Origin of the sequence: Devosia riboflavina (assembly GCF_000743575.1) — a bacterium.
Taxonomy (GTDB): Bacteria; Pseudomonadota; Alphaproteobacteria; order Rhizobiales; family Devosiaceae; genus Devosia; species Devosia riboflavina.
Genome location: NZ_JQGC01000021.1, coordinates 1 through 19,199 on the forward strand (window position 1 = coordinate 1; position 19,199 = coordinate 19,199).

16 protein-coding genes and 1 pseudogene are annotated in these 19,199 nt (G+C 63.7%); 10 read left to right on the top strand and 7 right to left on the bottom strand.

Annotated elements, in window-relative coordinates:
- The 4 genes and pseudogenes from JP75_RS26650 to JP75_RS18980 form a co-directional block, all read left to right on the top strand.
- Positions 1-292: pseudogene (locus tag JP75_RS26650) on the top strand (hypothetical protein); the annotation flags it as partial.
- 1 nt (position 293) lies between these two features.
- The gene (locus JP75_RS18970) at positions 294-656 is read left to right on the top strand and encodes a proton-translocating transhydrogenase family protein (protein WP_051960932.1); all 363 of its coding nucleotides are present in this window, start codon (positions 294-296) and stop codon (positions 654-656) included.
- A gap of 3 nt (positions 657-659) precedes the next feature.
- The gene (locus tag JP75_RS18975) at positions 660-1,046 is read left to right on the top strand and encodes a RidA family protein (RefSeq protein WP_035086010.1); all 387 of its coding nucleotides are present in this window, start codon (positions 660-662) and stop codon (positions 1,044-1,046) included.
- 14 nt (positions 1,047-1,060) lie between these two features.
- Positions 1,061-2,464, top strand: a complete 1,404-nt coding sequence (locus tag JP75_RS18980; protein WP_152565911.1) for an NAD(P)(+) transhydrogenase (Re/Si-specific) subunit beta — start codon at positions 1,061-1,063, stop codon at positions 2,462-2,464.
- A gap of 155 nt (positions 2,465-2,619) precedes the next feature.
- Here the strand turns inward: JP75_RS18980 and JP75_RS18985 are convergent, their stop codons facing one another.
- The 5 genes from JP75_RS18985 to JP75_RS19005 all read right to left on the bottom strand — a co-directional run bounded on the left by JP75_RS18985 (position 2,620) and on the right by JP75_RS19005 (position 10,080).
- Positions 2,620-5,529, bottom strand: coding sequence for an insulinase family protein (locus tag JP75_RS18985; RefSeq protein ID WP_035086012.1), 2,910 nt, complete (start codon positions 5,527-5,529; stop codon positions 2,620-2,622).
- A 70-nt stretch (positions 5,530-5,599) separates the two neighbouring features.
- On the bottom strand, positions 5,600-6,574 hold the full coding sequence (locus JP75_RS18990; RefSeq protein WP_035086014.1) for an aldo/keto reductase: 975 nt from the start codon (positions 6,572-6,574) through the stop codon (positions 5,600-5,602).
- Complete coding sequence (locus JP75_RS18995) at positions 6,571-8,259, bottom strand: ABC transporter ATP-binding protein (RefSeq protein WP_201772954.1); 1,689 nt, start codon at positions 8,257-8,259, stop codon at positions 6,571-6,573. Before JP75_RS18995 ends, JP75_RS18990 begins: the two co-directional genes overlap by 4 nt.
- 98 nt (positions 8,260-8,357) lie before the next feature.
- Positions 8,358-9,035: a GntR family transcriptional regulator gene (locus JP75_RS19000; RefSeq protein ID WP_035086016.1), complete on the bottom strand. Its 678-nt coding sequence runs from the start codon at positions 9,033-9,035 to the stop codon at positions 8,358-8,360.
- A gap of 139 nt (positions 9,036-9,174) precedes the next feature.
- Positions 9,175-10,080 carry a LysR family transcriptional regulator gene (locus tag JP75_RS19005; protein ID WP_035086018.1) on the bottom strand — a complete coding sequence of 302 codons (906 nt, stop codon included), beginning with the start codon at positions 10,078-10,080 and terminating at the stop codon, positions 9,175-9,177.
- Between the two features lie 94 nt (positions 10,081-10,174).
- On the opposite strand from JP75_RS19005, the gene JP75_RS19010 reads away from it, so the two are divergent.
- Positions 10,175-10,798 (top strand): class I SAM-dependent methyltransferase, encoded by a 624-nt coding sequence (locus JP75_RS19010; RefSeq protein WP_035086020.1) that lies wholly within the window; start codon positions 10,175-10,177, stop codon positions 10,796-10,798.
- A 90-nt stretch (positions 10,799-10,888) separates the two neighbouring features.
- Positions 10,889-12,400, top strand: coding sequence for a helicase HerA domain-containing protein (locus tag JP75_RS19015; protein ID WP_035086022.1), 1,512 nt, complete (start codon positions 10,889-10,891; stop codon positions 12,398-12,400).
- Positions 12,401-12,612: 212 nt separating this feature from the next.
- Here the strand turns inward: JP75_RS19015 and JP75_RS19020 are convergent, their stop codons facing one another.
- Positions 12,613-13,479: an aldose 1-epimerase family protein gene (locus tag JP75_RS19020; protein WP_035086023.1), complete on the bottom strand. Its 867-nt coding sequence runs from the start codon at positions 13,477-13,479 to the stop codon at positions 12,613-12,615.
- 203 nt (positions 13,480-13,682) lie between these two features.
- Between JP75_RS19020 and hrpB the strand changes: the two genes are divergently transcribed.
- Positions 13,683-16,127, top strand: a complete 2,445-nt coding sequence (gene hrpB, locus JP75_RS19025; RefSeq protein WP_035086025.1) for an ATP-dependent helicase HrpB — start codon at positions 13,683-13,685, stop codon at positions 16,125-16,127.
- A gap of 42 nt (positions 16,128-16,169) precedes the next feature.
- Here the strand turns inward: hrpB and msrB are convergent, their stop codons facing one another.
- Positions 16,170-16,571 carry a peptide-methionine (R)-S-oxide reductase MsrB gene (gene msrB, locus JP75_RS19030; RefSeq protein ID WP_035086027.1) on the bottom strand — a complete coding sequence of 134 codons (402 nt, stop codon included), beginning with the start codon at positions 16,569-16,571 and terminating at the stop codon, positions 16,170-16,172.
- A 125-nt stretch (positions 16,572-16,696) separates the two neighbouring features.
- On the opposite strand from msrB, the gene JP75_RS19035 reads away from it, so the two are divergent.
- The 3 genes from JP75_RS19035 to JP75_RS19045 all read left to right on the top strand — a co-directional run bounded on the left by JP75_RS19035 (position 16,697) and on the right by JP75_RS19045 (position 19,100).
- Positions 16,697-17,317 (top strand): pyridoxamine 5'-phosphate oxidase family protein, encoded by a 621-nt coding sequence (locus JP75_RS19035; RefSeq protein WP_035086028.1) that lies wholly within the window; start codon positions 16,697-16,699, stop codon positions 17,315-17,317.
- An 81-nt stretch (positions 17,318-17,398) separates the two neighbouring features.
- Positions 17,399-18,040, top strand: coding sequence for a hypothetical protein (locus JP75_RS19040; RefSeq protein WP_035086030.1), 642 nt, complete (start codon positions 17,399-17,401; stop codon positions 18,038-18,040).
- Positions 18,033-19,100: a phytase gene (locus JP75_RS19045; RefSeq protein WP_051960933.1), complete on the top strand. Its 1,068-nt coding sequence runs from the start codon at positions 18,033-18,035 to the stop codon at positions 19,098-19,100. Before JP75_RS19040 ends, JP75_RS19045 begins: the two co-directional genes overlap by 8 nt.
- The last annotated feature ends 99 nt before the right edge of the window (positions 19,101-19,199 follow it).

The window sequence follows — 19,199 nt, forward strand, 5'->3', positions numbered from 1 at the left end:
CGCCGAGCACGTGGAAGACCACGCTCCTGCCAAGGTCGCCGCAACCAAGCCCGTGACCGCGAAAAAGCCCATCGCCAGGAAGGCCGCCGCACCGGTCGCCGCCGAGCCCGACCATAGCCCGGCCGCTCCGCCCGCCGCGCCCAAACCGCGCGCCACGAGGAAACCGGCCACCAAGCCGGCGGAACACGTCGAAGGCCACAGCGCAGCGGCGCAAAAGCCCGCGGCCAGAAAGCCGGCCACGACCAAAAAGCCGGCCGCGAAGAAACCGGCCGAACCGGAGGGGAACCAATAAGATGGAAGCAACTGCAAACTCGGTCGCCGATGTCGCCGCTGCCGTGGCCCACGGTGCCATTGGCGGGGCCATCGACCCGTTCATCTTCCGCCTCGCCATTTTCGTCCTGGCGATCTTCGTCGGCTATTTCGTTGTCTGGAGCGTCACTCCGGCGCTGCACACCCCGCTGATGAGCGTCACCAACGCCATCTCCTCGGTGATCGTCGTCGGCGCCCTGCTCGCCGTCGGCGTACACCTCGCCAGTGACGCAAGCTGGGTCTCAAAGCTTTTCGGCTTCATTGCCCTGGTCTTTGCCTCGGTAAACATCTTCGGCGGCTTCCTCGTGACCCAGCGCATGCTGGCCATGTACAAGAAGAAGGGCTAGCCGATGGAGCGGATAAACCTTCCCGGCACGGGCCTGTCCCGGCCGCCGGTTCCCTATAGCCACGGCGTACTCTCGAAACATCCCGAAGCTATCCTCAACACGGCAGGCCAGGTCGCCCTGCGCGCGGATGGCACGGTGCCCGAAGGCATCGACGCTCAGCTCGAGCAAATCTATCAGAACATCGAGGCGATCCTGGCCGATGGCGGCTTTGCCATGAAAGACGTGGTCCATGTCCGCACTTTCCTGACCGAGGCCGACCAGATCACCGCCAATCGCGCCGCCTTCAACAAATGGCTGGGCTCGGTCAATCCGGCCAGCACGGCAGTTATCGTCAAAAGCCTGATCTCGCCGGCCTTTTTGGTCGAAGTCGAAGTCATGGCGGTTCGCTGAGGAACCCAATCATGATCGACGCCAATATCGCCGCCCTGTTCTATCTCGTCGCCGGCGTGCTCTTCATCCTGGCGCTGCGCGGGCTGTCGAGCCCCTCGTCTGCCCGCCAGGGCAATCTCTACGGCATGGTCGGCATGGCCATCGCCGTCGTCACTACCCTCCTCGTCGCCGCGCCCAGTGATTGGCTGAGTTGGCTGCTCATCATCGGCGGCCTCGGCCTTGGTGGCGGCATCGGCGCCTATATCGCCCGCGAAGTGAAGATGACCGACATGCCCCAGCTTGTCGCCGCCTTCCACTCGCTGGTGGGCCTCGCCGCCGTCTTCGTCGCCGCAGCAGCCCTCTACGCCCCCGAAGCTTTCGGTATCGGCGTGCCCGGCGATATCCACGCCCAGGCATTGATCGAAATGTCGATCGGCGTCGCCATCGGCGCCTTCACCTTCACCGGCTCGGTCATCGCCTTCGCAAAACTCAACGGCAATATGTCGGGCAAGCCGATCATCCTGCCGGCCCGCCACCTGATCCATATCGTCATCGGCATCGTGCTCCTGGCTTTGGTCTGGGCCTTTACCGTCAGTGCCGAACCCTGGCTCTTCTGGGCGATCACCATCCTGGCCCTCGTCCTCGGCGGTCTGATGATCATCCCGATCGGTGGCGCCGACATGCCCGTCGTCGTCTCCATGCTCAATTCCTATTCCGGTTGGGCCGCCGCCGGCATCGGTTTTACGCTTGGCAATACCGCCCTGATCATCACCGGCGCCCTCGTGGGCTCCTCGGGTGCGATCCTCTCGTACATCATGTGCAAGGCGATGAACCGCAGCTTCATCTCGGTCATCCTCGGCGGCTTTGGCGGCGACACATCATCCGCTGCGAGCGGCGCCGAAGAAGATCGCCCCGTAAAGCAGGGTGCCGCCGAAGACGCAGCCTTCCTGATGAAGAACGCCGGCAAGGTCATCATCGTGCCCGGCTATGGCATGGCCGTCGCTCAGGCCCAGCACGCGCTGCGCGAAATGGCCGACCAGCTCAAGGCAGCAGGCGTAGAGGTGAAGTACGCCATCCACCCGGTTGCCGGCCGCATGCCGGGGCACATGAACGTGCTGCTCGCCGAAGCCAACGTGCCCTATGACGAAGTGTTCGAACTGGAAGACATCAATTCCGAATTCGCCCAGTCCGACGTCGCCTTCGTCATCGGCGCCAATGACGTGACCAACCCCGCGGCCAAGACCGACAAGACCTCGCCGATCTACGGCATGCCGGTCCTCAACGTCGAAGACGCCGGCACCGTGCTCTTCATCAAGCGCGGCTTGGCCGCCGGTTATGCCGGCGTCCAGAACGAGCTCTTCTTCCGCGACAACACCATGATGCTCTTCGGCGACGCCAAGAAGGTCACCGAAGACATCGTGAAGAGCCTCGGCCACTGAGCGGCCCAACCAGTAGCCCTCATCCTGAGGCGCGAAGCGTAGCGTAGCCTCGAAGGACGAGGGCGTGGCACCCAAATATCGGGGCACACCCTCGTGGTTCGAGGCTTTGCTTTGCAAAGCACCTCACCATGAGGGTTACTGCGAGAGGCGGCCCCTCACATGACCTTGCTGACTTCCATCAGCCCCGGCCGCTGATCATTAGCCGCCTTGATGGCCGTCTCGCCACCCAGCACCACGACATGGCCCTTCTCGGCCAGCACGTCGAGCGCATCGGCGAGATCGGAAAAGTCCTTCTGGCTCGCGCCAAGAATTTCATCGCGCCGCTGCTGGCGGATCGCATCCGTCGTGCCCGTCAGAATCCGCCACATGGCCGAATAGCCCTTGGCATCGACGAATTCCGGCCGGTCGGCATCGCCGATGACGCCAATAATCGACCGCGTCAGATCGGTCTCACCAATCCCCGCCCGCAACGCCTTCGCCGCCCCGTCATAGACGTCCAACGTCTTGAGGAGGTTCGGATCGCGATAGCTCAGGAACGAGAAATTCCCCGAGGAGAGATCAAACCGGCTCGACCCGCCATAGGCACCGCCCTGCACGCGCACCTTGTCCCAGAGATAGGTGGTATTGAGGAAGCGCAGCACCACGGCCGACGCGGCCGAAGCCTCATAGCCCAAAGCCTTGAGGTTCGCACCCTTGCCCACATAATTGACCTGCGCCGGAATAACCAAGCCCTCGGACTTCGGCTCCGCCGCAAAACCCCAGTCATGCGTCTGAGCCTCGCGCTGCGGCAGCCCCTTGATGAAACTTGCAAGCGCGGGACGGGCATCGGCAAAGAGGCTTGCATCAGCGGTCAGATTGACCACCATGCCCTTGCGATTGAACAACAGATCACGAATACGCCGGAGCGTCGCCTCAACCCCGACCCAATCGCTATCGATGCGCTTGACCAGATCGCGCAGGAAATTGAGATAGCTGACGCCGCCCAACTGCTCGGCCGCCCAACTCGCCTCGGTCAGCCCCGCCTTGAGCCGCGTATCGACGATGGAATTGCCGGCCGGGATCATGCGCGCCTCAAAGCCCGCCTTTTCCTCCAGCGCCATCTGGCGAATGCGCTCCTTGTTGTCGAGCCGCGCATCGAGCAGCACGTCGCCGATAATATCGAGCATGTCGCCAAACTTTGCCGGCACCGATTTTCCCGACAGGAAGAACCACGCCGCCGTCTCGTCATTGTCGAGCCGCGTCGCAAGGCTCCGGTGCTGCGCAATTCCGCCCGTGGTGCGCCCGATCCGTTGCGTCAGGCTGACAAAATCTTCCTTGCTCGTCCCGGTCTGCAACAGCGCCCGGCCAAAGAGCGGCAGATAGGGCAGCAGCCCCGGCTCCAGCACTTTTAAGTCAAAGCCCAGATCAAGATACAGAATCCCCAGCGTCGGCAGATCATGATGCATCAACCGCGCGCCAAAGAGATCGCTTTCGTCGGTCGGCAAAGTGCGGATCGAACGATCAAGATCACCCAGCGTCAGCGTCGGGATCTTTGCGAGGTCTTCCGGCTTGTCGACCGCTTCCTGTAGCGCCTTCAGCTTCTCGGTCTGCGCAATCGTCGCCTCGATGGCACCGTCATCCATGCCGGCACGCACCGCTGCCAGCTTGTCCTCTTCGACCTTCTTTTCGCGCGCCCCCAGCTCCGGATCAGCCTCGATCTTGGACGTGATGCGATGCGTATTGTCGAGGAACAACCGACGGATTTCGCGCTCAAAGTGCCCCTGCGCGGCCTTCTCCTTCAGAGCCGCCAGCGCCCTTTCAAAGGTCAGCGGCTCCAGCGGATCGCCACCATGCAGCCACGAGGAAAGCGCGGAAAACATGTAGCTCATGCCCCGCGGCTGGCCACCGGTATTTTGTTCCCGAAGGTGAAATTCAAACGTGTTCAGAGCGGCTTCCCGCTGCTCCTCGGAAAAGCCGGTCTCGGCCAATTCCGCCAGCGTGTCGAGCACCAGCTTCTCGACCTTTTCGGCATCCGCGGGGTCGATCCCCTTCAAGCCAAAACCAGCCATAGGCTGGCGCAGCCAGGTGGAAATGCCACCGCCCAACATGCTTTCGCCAATGCCGCTCTCGGTCAGCTTCTTGCGCAGCGGCGCCGCCGAATTGCCGGCCAGCAGATAGCTCAGCAGACCATGGCTCAGCGTTTCTTCGCGGCCAGTCGGCGGATCGATCATCCAGTTGACGCTGACCATGCCGTCCCGGCGCTTTTCCGCGTCCACCGTGCCGGCATAGGTGCCGCTCACCTGCCGCGGCGCATTCCAGCGCGGCTGCAGCGCAATATCGGCATCCACCGGCGCCGCATCGAACTGGCTGAACACTTCGTCCAGAATTTCGAGCCGCTTTTCCGGCGCATCATCGCCCGAGAACACCACGCGCGCATTGGACGGGTGATAGAATTTTGTATGAAAGCGCTTGAACTGCTCATAGGTCAGCGCCGGAATATCCTTGGGATCGCCACCCGAGGAGAGCCCATAGATCGTATCGGGATAAAGCGCCCGCTGCGTCTGGTCGTGCATCACCGAGTCCGGCGATGAGAACACGCCCTTCATTTCGTTGAAGACGACGCCCTTGTAGACCAGCGGCGCATCCGGGCTTTCGAGCTCATAGTGCCAGCCCTCCTGCGCAAACGTGTCTTCCGTCAGCAGCGGGAAAAACACGGCGTCCAGATACACATCCACAAGGTTGTAAAAATCCTTGAGATTGGCGCTGGCCACCGGATAGGCCGTCTTGTCCGGAAAGGTCATGGCATTGAGGAAGGTGTGCATGGAGCCTTTAAGAAGCTCCACGAACGGCTTCTTCACCGGATATTTGCGCGATCCGCAGAGCACCGAGTGCTCCAAAATATGCGCGATCCCCGTCGAGTCGTCCGGCGGCGTCTTCAGCGTAACGCCAAAAACCTTGTTCTCGTCGTCATTGATGAGGCTCAGCACCTCCGCCCCGGTCTTCTTGTGCCGAAAGAGCTGCGCCTGCGAATTGATCTCGGCAATGGACTCGTCGCGCACAAGCTCGAAAGCGGGATGGATGGACATGATACTGGCTCGTCTTGTTGTTTTGTGAAGCTAACCTAGGTGCGGCATTCCGGTTCCGCTAGGGCGGGGCCTACACTCCGCCGCGGATCTCGGGCTTCACTTCTTTCTGATACCACTCGCCGAGCTGGGTCATCAGCGCCGGGAAAAGGCTTTTGCGCTCAGTCGCCGCGACATTGTCGGCGATCTGCTCCGGCTTCGACACGCCGGCAATGATGGTCGATACCTGCGGATGATCGAGAATCCAGCGCAGGGCAAACTGGCTCATCGGCACGCCCTCGGGCGCCAGCCCCTTCAGCTCCTGCACCAGTTCCACACCGCGCTCGAACTTGATGCCCGAAAAAGTCTCGCCCACCGAAAAGGCCTGCCCATCGCGATTGTAATTGCGATGGTCCGATGTATCGAAAGTGGAGGTCTTGTCATACTTGCCACTGAGCAGCCCGCTCGCGAGCGGCAGGCGCACGATGATACCGACATCCCGCTCCGCCGCCAGCGGCAGCAGCTTTTCCGCCGCATCCTGCCGGAAGAGATTAAAGATGATCTGCAGCGTGGCGCAGCCAGGCTGCTCCAGGCAAATCAGACCTTCCTCGATGGTCTCGACGCTGGCGCCCCAATGCCGCACCAGGCCCTCGGCCTTGAGCTCGTCCATCCAGCCAAAGATCGCGCCATCGCGCAGCACCTCGGTCGGCACGCAATGGAGTTGCGCCAGATCAAGCGAAGCAACACCCAGTCGCTGCGCCGAACCAATGAGGCTCTCGCGCACCCGGTCCTTGCTATATTTGTTGGGAAAGAGTGCCGCCGAACGGCCAAGCTTGGTCGCAACCTTTACGCCCGCGCCCTTGGTATGGGCACCAATCCGCCGCTCGGAAAGCCCGCCGCCATAGACATCGGCCGTATCCCAAAAATTGATCCCGGCAGAATTCGCCGCATCGAGAATGGCATTCGCCGCCTCATCCTCGACCGGCCCGAAATCCCCGCCCAACTGCCAGCAGCCGAGGCCGATTTCGCTGACCTCAAAACCCGTCTTGCCCAAGCGCCGCATCTTCATTCCAGGGTCTCCGTCTTGCCTTCCGCCGGTTCCTTGCCCAGCGTGATAATCTGATCATCCGGCCCGATCACGCTGCGTCGATGCGTAATGGCGAGGATGGTCACACCATCGAGCCTCCGCAATTCGCGCATGATCTCGCCTTCGGTCGCCTCGTCGAGAGCCGAACTTGCTTCGTCGAGGAACAATACTTTGGGGCCGGCGTAAAGGGCACGCGCAATCGAAACGCGCTGCCTTTCCCCACCGGAGAGTTTTAGCCCGCGCTCGCCCACCGTGGTCTCAAAGCCTTCGGGCAGATTTTCGATAAAATCGAGGATCGACGCGTGGCTCGCCGCCTGCCGCATCCGCTCCATATCGAAAGCTCGCCCAAGCACGATATTTGCCGCAAGGCTGTCGTTGAGCAGCATCACATCCTGCGGCACGACACCCACTGCCTCGTACCAATCGCTCCGGTCGATCTCGGCGAGATCGACGCCATCGACGAGAATACGCCCCTCTGTCGGCTCCAGCGATTTGAGCGCCAGTCGGAACAGCGTCGTCTTGCCGGCCCCGGTCGGCCCGGTGATGAAGGCGACGCGTCCCGGCCTCACCGCGAAGGACACCGCCTCCAGCGTCTGCCGATCGCCATAACGAAAGCCGACCTTGTCGAAGGTGATCTCGCCGACAACCGCGCCAAGGTGGCGATCGCCATGGCTCGCCCGGTCATCGGGCGCCTGCCACATCTCGGCAAAGGGCTTGAAGCGCGAGATGGACCGCATGACCTCGTCGATCGCCGTACCGATCATTTCGAACGGTCGATTGAGCTGCACCAACACAAGGTTGATCAGCACCAGATCGCCCAGGCTCATCTGACCCTCGGCAAAGCGTGGCAGGAGGATCAGATAGGTCACCGCCAGTTGCACGGCGAGCGCCAGGCCGAACAGCCCCGAAAGCGCAATGCGCCGCCACGACCAGCCGACCCACGACGCTCGCGCCAGCTCCGCCTTTTCCGAAAACTTCTCGCTGATCCAGCGATCGCCATTGAAATAGCGGATCGTCTCCATGGCATTGACGGCATTGCCGACGAAGCGCGCATTGTCCTGATTGGCTTCGATGGCCTGATCGAGCAGCGGCCGCGTCCATTGATTGGCAAAATAGGTCAGCGTGACGAAACAGATGCCATAGATCACGACGATCACCACGATCTCCCCGCTGATCGCCGTACCGAGGAGGCCAATCGACAGCGCAATCTGCGCCACGCCCGGCACGAAGACGATCAGCGCCAATTGCACCAGCGACTGCACCGCCCCTTCGCCCTGCGCCCGCGCCGTCTGGATCGCCACCGGATTGTGCTCGATGAAGAAAGTGCCGGGCTTTCTCAAAAGCTTGGCAAAAAACTCCGTCGCCGCGATGAAGCGCAGGTTTTCCGAGGTCATGAAGGACATGAAACCGGAAGCATTGCCGAACAGCGTCTCAAAACCCCGCATCACCGCATAACCGACAAAGGCGGCCGCGATGCCGGCCGCCACATTGCCCGCCGCCAGCTCGTCGACAAGACGCGAAAACACATAGGGCGTCGCGATCGAGAGAACCGACGAGGCCAGCGTCACGGCCGTGATGCCCAGCAGCATCGGCCGCGAGTCGTGCCAGAAATGCAGGAGAATGGCGCGCAAAGCGGGCCAAGCCGTCGTCCAGTCCATTCGGGTCATGGGCGTTCGCTCGCTGCCGGGGCATCCAGAAGGAGGCGTAACCTGACGAGGCGCGCGCGACGGGTCAACCCGCCGGGGACAAAAACCCGCGTCGCAGCCTATTCGAAATAATCAGGAAAATCCGTGATCGTCTGGTTGAGCAGCAATTCGGCCCGGGCCAGATGCGCCCGCATGGCCGTCTCGGCCGCCGCCGGATCGGCCTTGGCCACCGCCTCGACGATCAGCTTGTGCTCGGCAATCGCCCGCTGCGTCGAAGAAACGCCGAGCGTCAGGTAGCGCACCCGGTCGAGCTGCATCTTGTGATCGTCGATCAACTGCCAAGCATATTCGACGCCGGCGAGCCGTGCGAGGGTGCGGTGAAAAAGCTCGTCCAGCGTATGAAAGCGCCTGCTATCATTGGCGTCCGACGCCGCTTCCTGGTCCGCGATCAGTCTCGCCAGCACGTCGGCCGCATCGTCGCTCGGCTGTCCGGCAACCCGGCGGATGATCTCCACCTCGATGCTTTCGCGAATGAAACGCGATTGCCGCACGCCGACCGGCGAAATCTTCTTCACGACCGTCGCCCGCTTGGGGCGGATCAGCAGCAGGCCTTGCTGGGCCAGACGGATAAAAGCCTCGCGCACCGGCTGGCGCGACACGCCATAGCGGCCGGCAATATCGCTTTCGGAAATCACATCACCCGGCTTCAGCGCCATGGTGATGATATCGTCGCGCAGCGCGTCGACGACGCGGCTGGCGATGGTTTCCTTGCTCTGTTCCAATGCCGCTGCGGCCATGGCTCACTGATTCCTTGATTGCCGACCATGGGCCGAAACGTCGGCCGTGGCTCTATGCACCCGCGGACTTCCACAGTTTTCTGGGCTTTTTGCTATTTTCCAGCGCCCTTCCATACAAGAAGGGCATTCGCGTGTCCTGTCAATTCGCTGGCTGCGAGGCTTCCGCCAGCGCCTCGGCCAGAAGGTCGAACGCGACCCTGATGCGCCGCGCCGTGCGCAATTCGCGATGCGTCGCAAGCCATGTCGGCACCGGCACGCCGACGAAATCGGGCCAAGCCTCCTCTACTTCCGGCGTGCGGTCCGCCACAGCCTTCATCATCAGCCCCAGCAGCATGCCCCGCCGCACCCAGTCCCAGGCCACAAGCCCGCTATTGGTCAGCAGCGGAAAATTGGCCGCGCTCAGCGTCAGACCATTGCGCTGCAATTCCGCCAGGACGATATCGACACTCTCCGAATAGCCGACAAAATCCGCCCGGCTCAGAGCCCGTTCATCCGCCGGCCTGCCGATCCGATCGATCAGTTCCGGCGTCCCATAAATCTTGGCGACCGTATCCGGCAGCCGCCGCGCGATCAGCTCCGCCTCCTGCGGCGGCACATGGCGAATGGCAATGTCGGCCTTGCGCCGGATCAGGTCTTCCACCTCGTTGGACGCCACCACATCGACCACGATCCCCGGCGCCACCTGCCTGAGTTTGAGAAGGATCGGCGGCAGCAGATATTGCGCATAGACGTCGCTGGCGGTGATACGAACCAATCCCTCCACCGATTGCGATTGCCGCGACGCTACCAGCGCAATCGTCTCCGACGCCTCGCCCATGGCCCGCAGCGGCGCCACCAGTTCCCGCGCCGCCTGGGTCAGCACTAGCCCCCGCCCCACCCGCTCGAACAGTGTCACGCCGAGGCTCTTTTCCAGCGCCGCCACCTGCCGCCCGAGCGTCGGCTGCGTCAGCCCCAGTTTTCGCGCCGCGCCCGAAAGCGACCCCGCCTCGACCGTCGCGAGGAGGGCGCGCATCTGGTTCCAGTCAGGGTTTTCGCCGCTAGCCATACATTCTTGTATATGATTTGTGCCTCTTTCTGCAATTTTGTTGGATCACACAAAGCTCTATCTTCTTCGCCATGAACCACGCGGGAGAACCGGCATGAGCGGACAACAAGCCTTCTGGAATCGCATGGCCGACCGCTATGCCGCCCAGCCGGTTGCCGACGAAACCGCCTATCAGACCAAGCTCGCCGCCACCCGGCGCCTCTTGCGCCCCGATATGGACCTCTTCGAATTCGGCTGCGGCACCGGCTCCACCGCGCTCATTCACGCCGCCAATGTCAGGCATATCCGCGCCGCCGATTTTTCCGAGCGCATGATCGAGATCGCCCAGAGCAAGGCGCAAAAGGCCGGCACCAAAAATATCAGCTTCGAAGTCGGCTCCATCGAGGGCGTGACCCTTGCGCCCCAAAGCCTCGATATGGTGCTCGGCATGTCCATCCTGCACCTGCTCAAGAACAAGGAAGCCGCCATCGCCAAGGTTTTTGAGGCCCTCAAACCTGGCGGCTATTTCATCACCAGCACGGCGTGCCTTGGCGACATGATGCCCTTCATTCGCTATGTCGCCCCCTTGGGCAATCGCCTCGGTTTCCTGCCCCATCTCGATGTCATGACGCAGACCCAGCTCCGCGCCGCCATGGAGGCTGCGGGCTTTGCCGTCGAACACGAATGGCTCCCCACGAAGAAGGCCGCCGTCTTCATGATCGCCCGCAAACTGGCCTAAAAGCCCCAAGACTCTGTGAATTGAACCACCGCTTTGCCGAATCGGCGGCGCGACGTGCTAAACAGCCTCCACGCATGCGCTGGAGTTGTGATGCAGGTTGCAATCGACATGGGCGAGAGCCGGGGTTCCGGCACCGCCCACATGGACCTTGAGGAATTGCTGGCCACCCGTCTTCTGGTCCAGGGCAATTCCGGTTCCGGCAAATCCCACCTGCTGCGGCGCCTTCTCGAACAGTCCGCGCCGTGGGTGCAGCAATGCGTCATCGATCCCGAGGGCGATTTCGTCACGCTTGCCGATAAGTTCGGCCATCTCGTCGTCGATGCCACCCGCACCGAAGCCGAGCTGACCCGCATCGCTACCCGCGTGCGCCAGCACCGCGTCTCGGTCGTCGTCAATCTCGAAGGCCTCGACGCCGAGCAGCAAATGCGCGCCGCCGCGGCCTTCTTGGGCGGCATGTTCGATGCCGATCGCGATTTCTGGTACCCGGTGCTCGTCGTCGTCGACGAAGCCCAGCTCTTCGCCCCCGCTGCCGCCGGCGAAGTTTCGGACGAAGCCCGCAAAGTCTCGCTCGGCGCCATGACCAACCTGATGTGCCGCGGCCGCAAGCGCGGCCTCGCCGGCGTCATCGCCACCCAGCGCCTCGCCAAGCTCGCGAAAAACGTGGCAGCCGAGGCGAGCAACTTCCTCATGGGCCGCACTTTTCTCGACATCGACATGGCCCGCGCCGCCGATCTTCTCGGCATGGATCGCCGCCAGGCCGAGCAATTCCGCGATCTCGCCCGCGGCCATTTCGTCGCCTTGGGGCCAGCCGTCTCGCGCCGCCCCCTGCCCATCGTCATCGGCCCCGTCGAAACCTCGGCCCGCTCCACGAGCCCGAAACTAACCCCACTCCCCGAAGCCCCGGTCGATGCCGCCGACCTGATCTTCACCATGGATCCCGACGAAATGGCCCGCCCGGTCGTGCGCCGCCCCGCGCCGCCACCGCCGCCCTCGACCAACGAACTCCTTGCCCAGGTCGCCCGTGCCCGTGCCGAGCGCGAACCGGAGCCCACCTCGCTCTTCCCCGAGATCGACGAAGCCGAGCGCGAAGAAACCATCAAGTCGGTCATGGCCGAACTGATGAGCGACCCCGATGCGGGTTTCCGCAACACCGCCCAGCTCTATCAGGATTTCCTGGTCCGCTGCCGCATCCGCCGCGTCCCCGGCGAGCCGCCGGCCCTCCCCGCTTTCAAGCGCCTCCTCGCCGTCGCCCGCGTCGCCCCCGACGAAGAAACCGCCTCGTCGGACGGCTGGCAGCAGGCCCTCACGCTCTCGGAAACACTCACCGACGACGTGCAGGGCGTCTTCCTGGTCCTCGCCCAAGCCGCCCTCACCGGCGGCCCATGCCCCTCTGACGCCACTATCGCCCGCCTCTACGGCACACACTCGACGAGCCGTGCCCGTCGCCTCCTTACCTGGTTCGAAGAACGCGGCCTGATCGTTATCCGCACCGATTTCCGCAACCAGCGCATCGCCGCCTTCCCCGACCTCGGCGTCGAAACAGCCCCGGGCGATCCCAATGGCCCCGATATGCTGGCTGAACAGCGTGGGGCGGCGGAATAACGAGATAGCGGCAACCACCAACTCCCCCCTCGCCCCTTGAGGGGGAGAGGGACCGACCAACTTTGCGTTCAGCAAATTGGTCAGGGTGAGGGGTATCTATCCTCCGCAGAGGGGTTAGTGAGGGTACCCAAAGAATACCCCTCATCCGGCGCTTCGCGCCACCTTCTCTCTCAAGGGGAGAAGGGAGAACGTCAGCGTTGCGGACCTCTGCCCTACCCCACCAATTCCGCCCTGAACGAATACTTCGCCACCGCCCCCGGCCCCAGCAGCGCCGTATAGGGCCGCTGATCCAGCGCATCCGAACCACCAACTTCCGCGGCCGTCCCCTGCCAGGGCTCGAGGCAAACAAACCCCGCCCCCGGCTTGGTCCAGAGCGCAAAGTTCGGCAGATTTTCCCAGGTGAAGTGAATATTCGGCCCGTTCTCGGCCCCGTAGACGAGCCCCGCCCCCGCCCCTTCCGGAAAGATCATCGCATCCTTCTCGAAATCGGCATGGTCCAGCGCCAGCTTACCCGCCACGAAAGGCGAGGCCAGCGGCTCTGGATTGACCAGCCCACCCGAAAGCCGGAACAGCGCCGGCTCCCCGCCATTCTCCAGGGTGACACTATGCTTCTGCCCCTCGCCCCCCGGCAGCGGCCAGGCAAAGGCGGGATGAAAGCCCACCCCATAGGGCATGACCTTGTCATCGCGATTGGTCACCGTCGCGGTCACGATCACCGCCCGCCCCTCCAGCCGATGTTCCACATCGAGCTGGAAATCGAACGGGAACATGGCCCGCGTCGCTTCCGAGGCTTCGAGCCGATAGATGCAATGCTCGCGCCATTCTTCCACCAGCGTAAAGGCACTGCGCCGGGCAAAGCCGTGCTGGCCCATCTGGTAGCGTTTGTCTCCGACACTGACCACATCCATGGGGGCGCGACCCACCATGGGGAAAAGGATCGGCGAACGGCCGGTCCAATAGGTGGCATCTCCCGTCCACAGCCAGTTTCGACCATCCCGGGTCGATAGCGACTGCATTTCGGCTCCCAGAGCCGCCACGTCTACGGTCAGGTCGCTATTGCTGATTCGAGTGAGTTGCATGTGCGTCCTCCAGGCAATCTCTCTTTAGGCGGGGCAGCGGACCCTAGCCTTGTTGAATAATCAAGGAAACCACCTGAAATGCCTTCACCAAAAGCGATGGGATCACTTTTGCGATGTGAAGGCGCGGCAAAAACCTGGCCACAGGCAATCGCTTGAGTGATTAGCAGGGCGCGGGTAAGCAGCGGGTAAAGGACGAATTCACAATGACCATGCCGCCGCTGCCCATCGATGCCGCCCTGCCGGCCTTGGCCGATGCCCTCGCGAGGGGAAGCAGCGCCGTGCTCGTCGCCCAGCCCGGCGCCGGCAAAACCACCCGCGTCCCCCTCGCTTTGCTCGATGCCCCCTGGCGCCAGGATGGCCGCATCATCGTCCTCGAACCCCGCCGCCTCGCCGCCCGCGCTGCTGCGCGGCAAATGGCAAAGCTCCTCAATGAAGAGGTTGGCCAGACCGTCGGTTTTCGCGTCCGCATGGAATCCAAAGTCTCGGGCAAGACGCGCATCGAAGTCGTCACTGAAGGCGTCTTCACCCGCATGCTGCAGGACGATCCCGAACTCTCAGGCGTCGCCGCCGTCCTCTTCGACGAATTTCACGAGCGCAGCCTCGACGCCGATCTGGGCCTTGCCCTCGCGCTTGATGCCCGAGCCCTGCGGCCGGACCTAAAACTTCTCGTCATGTCGGCCACCATCGACGGCGCCCGCGTCTCAAAACTCCTCGACGATGCCCCCGTCATCGACAGCCCCGGCCGCACCTTCCCGGTCGACACCATCTATGCCGAGCCCGACCCGCTGGAGCGCCTCGAAGATCAGATAACCAAGGCCGTCCTGAAAGCCATGCGCGAACACGAAGGCTCCGCCCTAGTCTTCCTCCCCGGCCAGGGCGAAATCACCCGCACCGCCGACCGCCTCGCCACCCGCCTGCCACCCAATACCGACCTCGCCCCGCTCCACGGCCAGCTCACCCCCGCCGAGCAGGACGCCGCCATCCAGCCCTCGCCTGCCGGCCGCCGCAAGATCGTTCTCGCCACCTCCATCGCCGAAACTTCGCTGACCATCGAAGGCGTCCGCATCGTCGTCGATTCCGGCTTCCGCCGCATCCCCGTCTATGAACCAGCCACGGGCCTGACCACCCTCGCCACCGTCCGCGTCTCCCGCGCCGGTGCCGACCAGCGCCGCGGCCGCGCCGGCCGTACTTCACCCGGCGTCGCCATCCGCCTCTGGAACCTCGGCCAGACCGCCGCCCTCGAAGCCTTCGAGACCCCCGAAATCCTCTCCGCCGATCTCTCGGGCCTCGTCCTCGACCTCGCCGCCTGGGGCGTCAGCGACCCTCAAACCCTCGCCTTCCTCGATCCACCGCCCGTCCCCGCCTGGGCCGAAGCCAAGGCCCTCCTCACCCGCCTCGACGCCCTGGACGAGAGCGGTCACCTCACGCCCGCCGGCAAAGCCCTCGCCAAACTGCCGCTTCACCCGCGCCTCGCCCACATGGTCGTTGCCGGCGCCGAAGACGGCGATGCCGAAACCGCAGCCGAACTCGCCGTCCTCATCGGCGAACGCGGCCTCGGCGGTGACGACACCGACCTCGCCCGCCGCCTCGACCGTTTCCGCACGGACCGCTCCCCCCGCGCCCAGGATGCGCGTGCCATGGTAAAGCGCTGGAGCAAACTGGCCGGCGGCAACGACAAAAACTCCCGCGACCCCGGCCACCACCTCGCCCGCGCCTTCCCCGACCGCGTCGCCCAACCCGCCGGCCCCCGCGGCCGTTTTCGGCTCGCCAATGGCCGCCAGGCCCAGGTCGACGAAACCCATTCGCTTGCCGGCGCCAGCTTCCTCGTCGTCGCCGATATCACCGGTAGCGCCACCCAAGGCCGTATCCGCTCCGCCGCCGCCCTCGACCCCGCCGATCTCGAAACCATCTTCGGCAATCACATCGTCAGCGAGACCACCCTCACCTTCGACGCTGCCTCCGGCTCCGTCAGGGCCCGCCGCCAGCGCCGCCTCGACGCCCTGCGCCTCGCCGACGAACCAGCCCCCGTCACCGATCTCGAAAAAGCGGCGCAAATTCTCGCCGAGGCCGCCCTAAAGCGCCCGGAAACCCTGCCCTGGAGCAAGGACCAAAAAGCCCTCCGCGCCCGCGCCACCTTCCTCCGCCAAACCCTTGGCGAAGATTGGCCCGACCTCTCCGACACCGCCCTCGCCGCCGACCCAAGCTGGCTCACGCCGCACATAACCGGCGAAACCCGCCTCTCAAGCATCTCGGCAGATCACCTCGGCCAAGCCCTCGACACCCTTCTCCCTTGGGCAAAAAGACAAGAAATCGACCGCCTGCTCCCCAGCCATTATTCCGCGCCCTCAGGCAGCCACCTGCCCATCGATTACGCCGCCGAAAACGGCCCCGCCCTCGAAATCCGCGTACAGGAACTTTTCGGCCTCGACCGCCACCCCGCCATCGCCAATGGCCGCATTCCCCTGCTTCTGGTGCTGCTCTCCCCCGCCCATCGCCCCATCCAGACGACCCGCGACCTCCCCGGTTTCTGGCGCGGTAGCTGGAAAGACGTCGCCAAGGATTTGAAGGGCCGCTACCCCCGCCACCCCTGGCCCGACGACCCCATCGCCGCCCCGGCCACGAGTAGAGCAAAACCGCGCGGCACCTGAGACAACAAAAAACCCGCGGTTCGCACCGCGGGTTCTGTTCGTTCAGGCCGGCGTGAAATTCAGCGCCACGCCATTGATGCAATAGCGCAGGCCGGTCGGCGGCGGACCATCGGGGAACACATGTCCCAGATGACTGCCGCAGGTGGCGCAGTGTACTTCCTCGCGCACCATGCCATGGCTGCGATCGACCGTGCTTTCCACAGCCCCCGGCAGCGGGTCATTGAAACTCGGCCAGCCGGTACCGCTCTCAAATTTCAGCGTCGATCCGAACAGCGGCGTATCGCACCCTGCACAGGCAAAAGTGCCTTCGCGCGTTTCATGCAGCAGTGCACAGCTACCGGGCCGTTCGGTGCCATGCTGGCGCATGATGTAATATTGCTCAGGCGTCAAACGCTCCCGCCATTCAGCGTCGGTCCGGGTCACGGGATAGGCATGGGCATCCATGGCTTAACTCCTTTGTCGCACTGTTATTCGCTGGAGATATAAGTTTAGTTACACCCATCTGCCAGCGCCAGGTTCATCATAACCGCGCTGACCACCCCGCCAGCCCCGCGCCCAAAGAGGTCTTCATGTCCCAGCATATCGTCTCGTCCATTGCTGAGCTCGAAGCCCTTTACCTCCCCGCACCCGCCGCCGCCTCGACCGTCAAAGTCGCCCATGCGATGACCCCCGAATACCGCCGCCTCATCGAGGCGAGCCCCTTCGCTGCCCTCGCCACCGTGGGCCCCGAAGGCATTGATTGCTCGCCCCGCGGCGACAAGGCCGGCTTCGTCCGCATTCACGACGACAAGACCCTGATGATGCCCGACCGCCGCGGCAACAATCGCATCGATTCCCTGCGCAACATCGTGAGGGACCCGCGCTGCGCCTTCCTGTTCCTCCTCCCCGGCTCCGGCACCACCATGCGCGTCAATGGCCGCGCCCACCTCTCCGTCGATCCCGCCCTGCTCGAGAGCTTTGCTGTCGACGAAAAGGCCCCGCGCTCGGTCATCGTGCTCGAAATCGACGAGCTCTATTTCCAATGCGCCCGCGCCATCGTCCGCTCCGAACTCTGGAACCCGGCCCGCCACATCGACCCGGCAACGCTCCCCTCGCCCGGCCAGATCCTCGCCGCCATGAGCGAAAACAATGTCGGCGGCGAGCCCTATGACAAGGCCTGGCCCGAGCGCGCCAAAGCCACCATGTGGTAGGCAGAGGGCCGATCACGAAACCGTCATCGCACCGACACGCAGATGGTCGACAACAGCGCACCCTCACGCTGGAAGCCGATCATGCGCCTCAAGGTTGCAACTCTCGCCCTGCTGCTCGCCGCCACGCCCGCCTTCGCCCAAACCCTTTCGGCCGAAGACCAGGCGATCAACCTCAACGCCACCCTGGGCGAAACGGCCGAGGCGCCAACCGCCTGGCTCGGCGCTACGCCGCATTTCGTCATGGTCGGCGCCTTTGGCGACTATAGTTTCAACGTCAACCTGCCGGCCCTCGAAGGCGCCGCGGCCGAAATCGTGGGCAAGCGCGAATATGGCCACGACGATGCCGGTGCCCTGCGCCTCATCGACTTCGAAGTCGCCGTCAACGCGGTGATGAACGACATCGAGCGCACCGTGGAGCTCGAATTCGCCAATGCCGATTTCAACGCCCACACCCTGCCGCTGAGCTTTGCGCTCTCGCCCGACGAAGAATTCCCCGAAGGCGCCAAGGCGAGCCTTGAAGTGCAGTTCGAATGGGAATGGGTCGAAAAAAGCACCATCGTCAATGAAGAAGGCCTCGTCGACAGCGGCACCCTCGATCTCGCGCTCAATGAAGGCACGGCCGCCAATGGCCTCATCGGCGGCTTTGCCACGCTCACGCGCGATGGCAAGACCCTCGCCCTCTCCTTCACCGTGCCGGTGACGGAAGCCGAAATCGATGATTGATCTGCGCCCGGCCCTCGCCCTCCTTGCCCTGAGCCTTTGCTGGACCGGCACCGCCCTCGCCCAGCCCGAGCCGATCTTTGCCAGCGTCTCGGCCACGCTCGAAACCGAGAATGTCGACATCGACCCCGATGATCCGGCCATCTGGATCAACACGGCTGACCCGGCGCAAAGCCGCGTCATCGGCACCGACAAGGATGTCGGCCTCGTCGTCTTCGATCTCGACGGCAAGATCGTGCAGCGCCTTTCCGATGGCCGGCTCAACAATGTCGACATCCGCCAGGACGTTACCGTCGGCAACGAAACCCTGAGCCTCGTCGCCGCCTCGCGCCGCAACGACGATACCATCGTCTTCTACACCGTCGACGAGACCGGCACGCTGACCAAGGCAACGCCCTTCGCCTTCCCCGGCGCCCCGCGAAAAATCGACGACGACATCTACGGCATCGGCCTCTACCACGACGCCGTTGCCCACCGCCTCTTCGTCATCGCCAGTTTTAAGACCGGCGAAATCATGCAGTGGGAAGTGACGTCCAATGCGGGCCAGTTGAGCCTCGCCTTCACCCGCGAACTCGCCGTCCCCACCCAGCCCGAAGGCGTCGTCGCCGATGACGAACTCGGCTTCATCTATGTCGGCGAAGAAGACGGCGGCCTCTGGCGCTTTGCCGCTGCCCCCGATGCCGACGCATCGGGCCACCTCGTCGACAAGGTCGGCTCCGCCTGCCTTCCCGAGGACGATCTCGAAGGCCTCGCCGTGGTCAAGGGCGCCGACAATTCCAGCTACATCCTGGCTTCCGCCCAGGGCGTCAACCGCTACGTCCTCTATGCCCGCCAGCCCGATGCCGATGGCAACCAGCCCTGCTACGGCGCCTTCAACCTCGTCACCGGCGCCACCGACCCGGTTTCGGAAACCGACGGCCTCGACGTCACCACCACAGCCCTCTCCGATCGCTTCCCCAAGGGCCTCATGGTGGTTCAGGACGACCGCAACGAAGGTTTCAATCGCAACTTCAAGTTCGTCTCCTGGGCCGATGTCATGCAAGCGATGCAGCTCGCCGACTAGGCAGGTGCGATCCACGCACCCCCTTTGCCACCGTGTCATCCCCGCGAAAGCGGGGAGGTGGATTCTCGTTCGAAGTGCAACAGTTGGTTGTAGAAGGCC

Excerpts from the sequence above, each read along its gene's own strand:
- JP75_RS18970 (WP_051960932.1), top strand. The coding sequence starts at position 294 with ATGGAAGCAACTGCAAACTCGGTCGCCGATGTCGCCGCTGCCGTGGCC.
- JP75_RS18975 (WP_035086010.1), top strand. The coding sequence starts at position 660 with ATGGAGCGGATAAACCTTCCCGGCACGGGCCTGTCCCGGCCGCCGGTT.
- JP75_RS18985 (WP_035086012.1), bottom strand. The coding sequence starts at position 5,529 with ATGTCCATCCATCCCGCTTTCGAGCTTGTGCGCGACGAGTCCATTGCC.
- JP75_RS18990 (WP_035086014.1), bottom strand. The coding sequence starts at position 6,574 with ATGAAGATGCGGCGCTTGGGCAAGACGGGTTTTGAGGTCAGCGAAATC.
- JP75_RS18995 (WP_201772954.1), bottom strand. The coding sequence starts at position 8,259 with ATGACCCGAATGGACTGGACGACGGCTTGGCCCGCTTTGCGCGCCATT.
- JP75_RS19000 (WP_035086016.1), bottom strand. The coding sequence starts at position 9,035 with ATGGCCGCAGCGGCATTGGAACAGAGCAAGGAAACCATCGCCAGCCGC.
- JP75_RS19005 (WP_035086018.1), bottom strand. The coding sequence starts at position 10,080 with ATGGCTAGCGGCGAAAACCCTGACTGGAACCAGATGCGCGCCCTCCTC.
- JP75_RS19010 (WP_035086020.1), top strand. The coding sequence starts at position 10,175 with ATGAGCGGACAACAAGCCTTCTGGAATCGCATGGCCGACCGCTATGCC.
- JP75_RS19015 (WP_035086022.1), top strand. The coding sequence starts at position 10,889 with ATGCAGGTTGCAATCGACATGGGCGAGAGCCGGGGTTCCGGCACCGCC.
- JP75_RS19020 (WP_035086023.1), bottom strand. The coding sequence starts at position 13,479 with ATGCAACTCACTCGAATCAGCAATAGCGACCTGACCGTAGACGTGGCG.
- hrpB (WP_035086025.1), top strand. The coding sequence starts at position 13,683 with ATGACCATGCCGCCGCTGCCCATCGATGCCGCCCTGCCGGCCTTGGCC.
- msrB (WP_035086027.1), bottom strand. The coding sequence starts at position 16,571 with ATGGATGCCCATGCCTATCCCGTGACCCGGACCGACGCTGAATGGCGG.
- JP75_RS19035 (WP_035086028.1), top strand. The coding sequence starts at position 16,697 with ATGTCCCAGCATATCGTCTCGTCCATTGCTGAGCTCGAAGCCCTTTAC.
- JP75_RS19040 (WP_035086030.1), top strand. The coding sequence starts at position 17,399 with ATGCGCCTCAAGGTTGCAACTCTCGCCCTGCTGCTCGCCGCCACGCCC.
- JP75_RS19045 (WP_051960933.1), top strand. The coding sequence starts at position 18,033 with ATGATTGATCTGCGCCCGGCCCTCGCCCTCCTTGCCCTGAGCCTTTGC.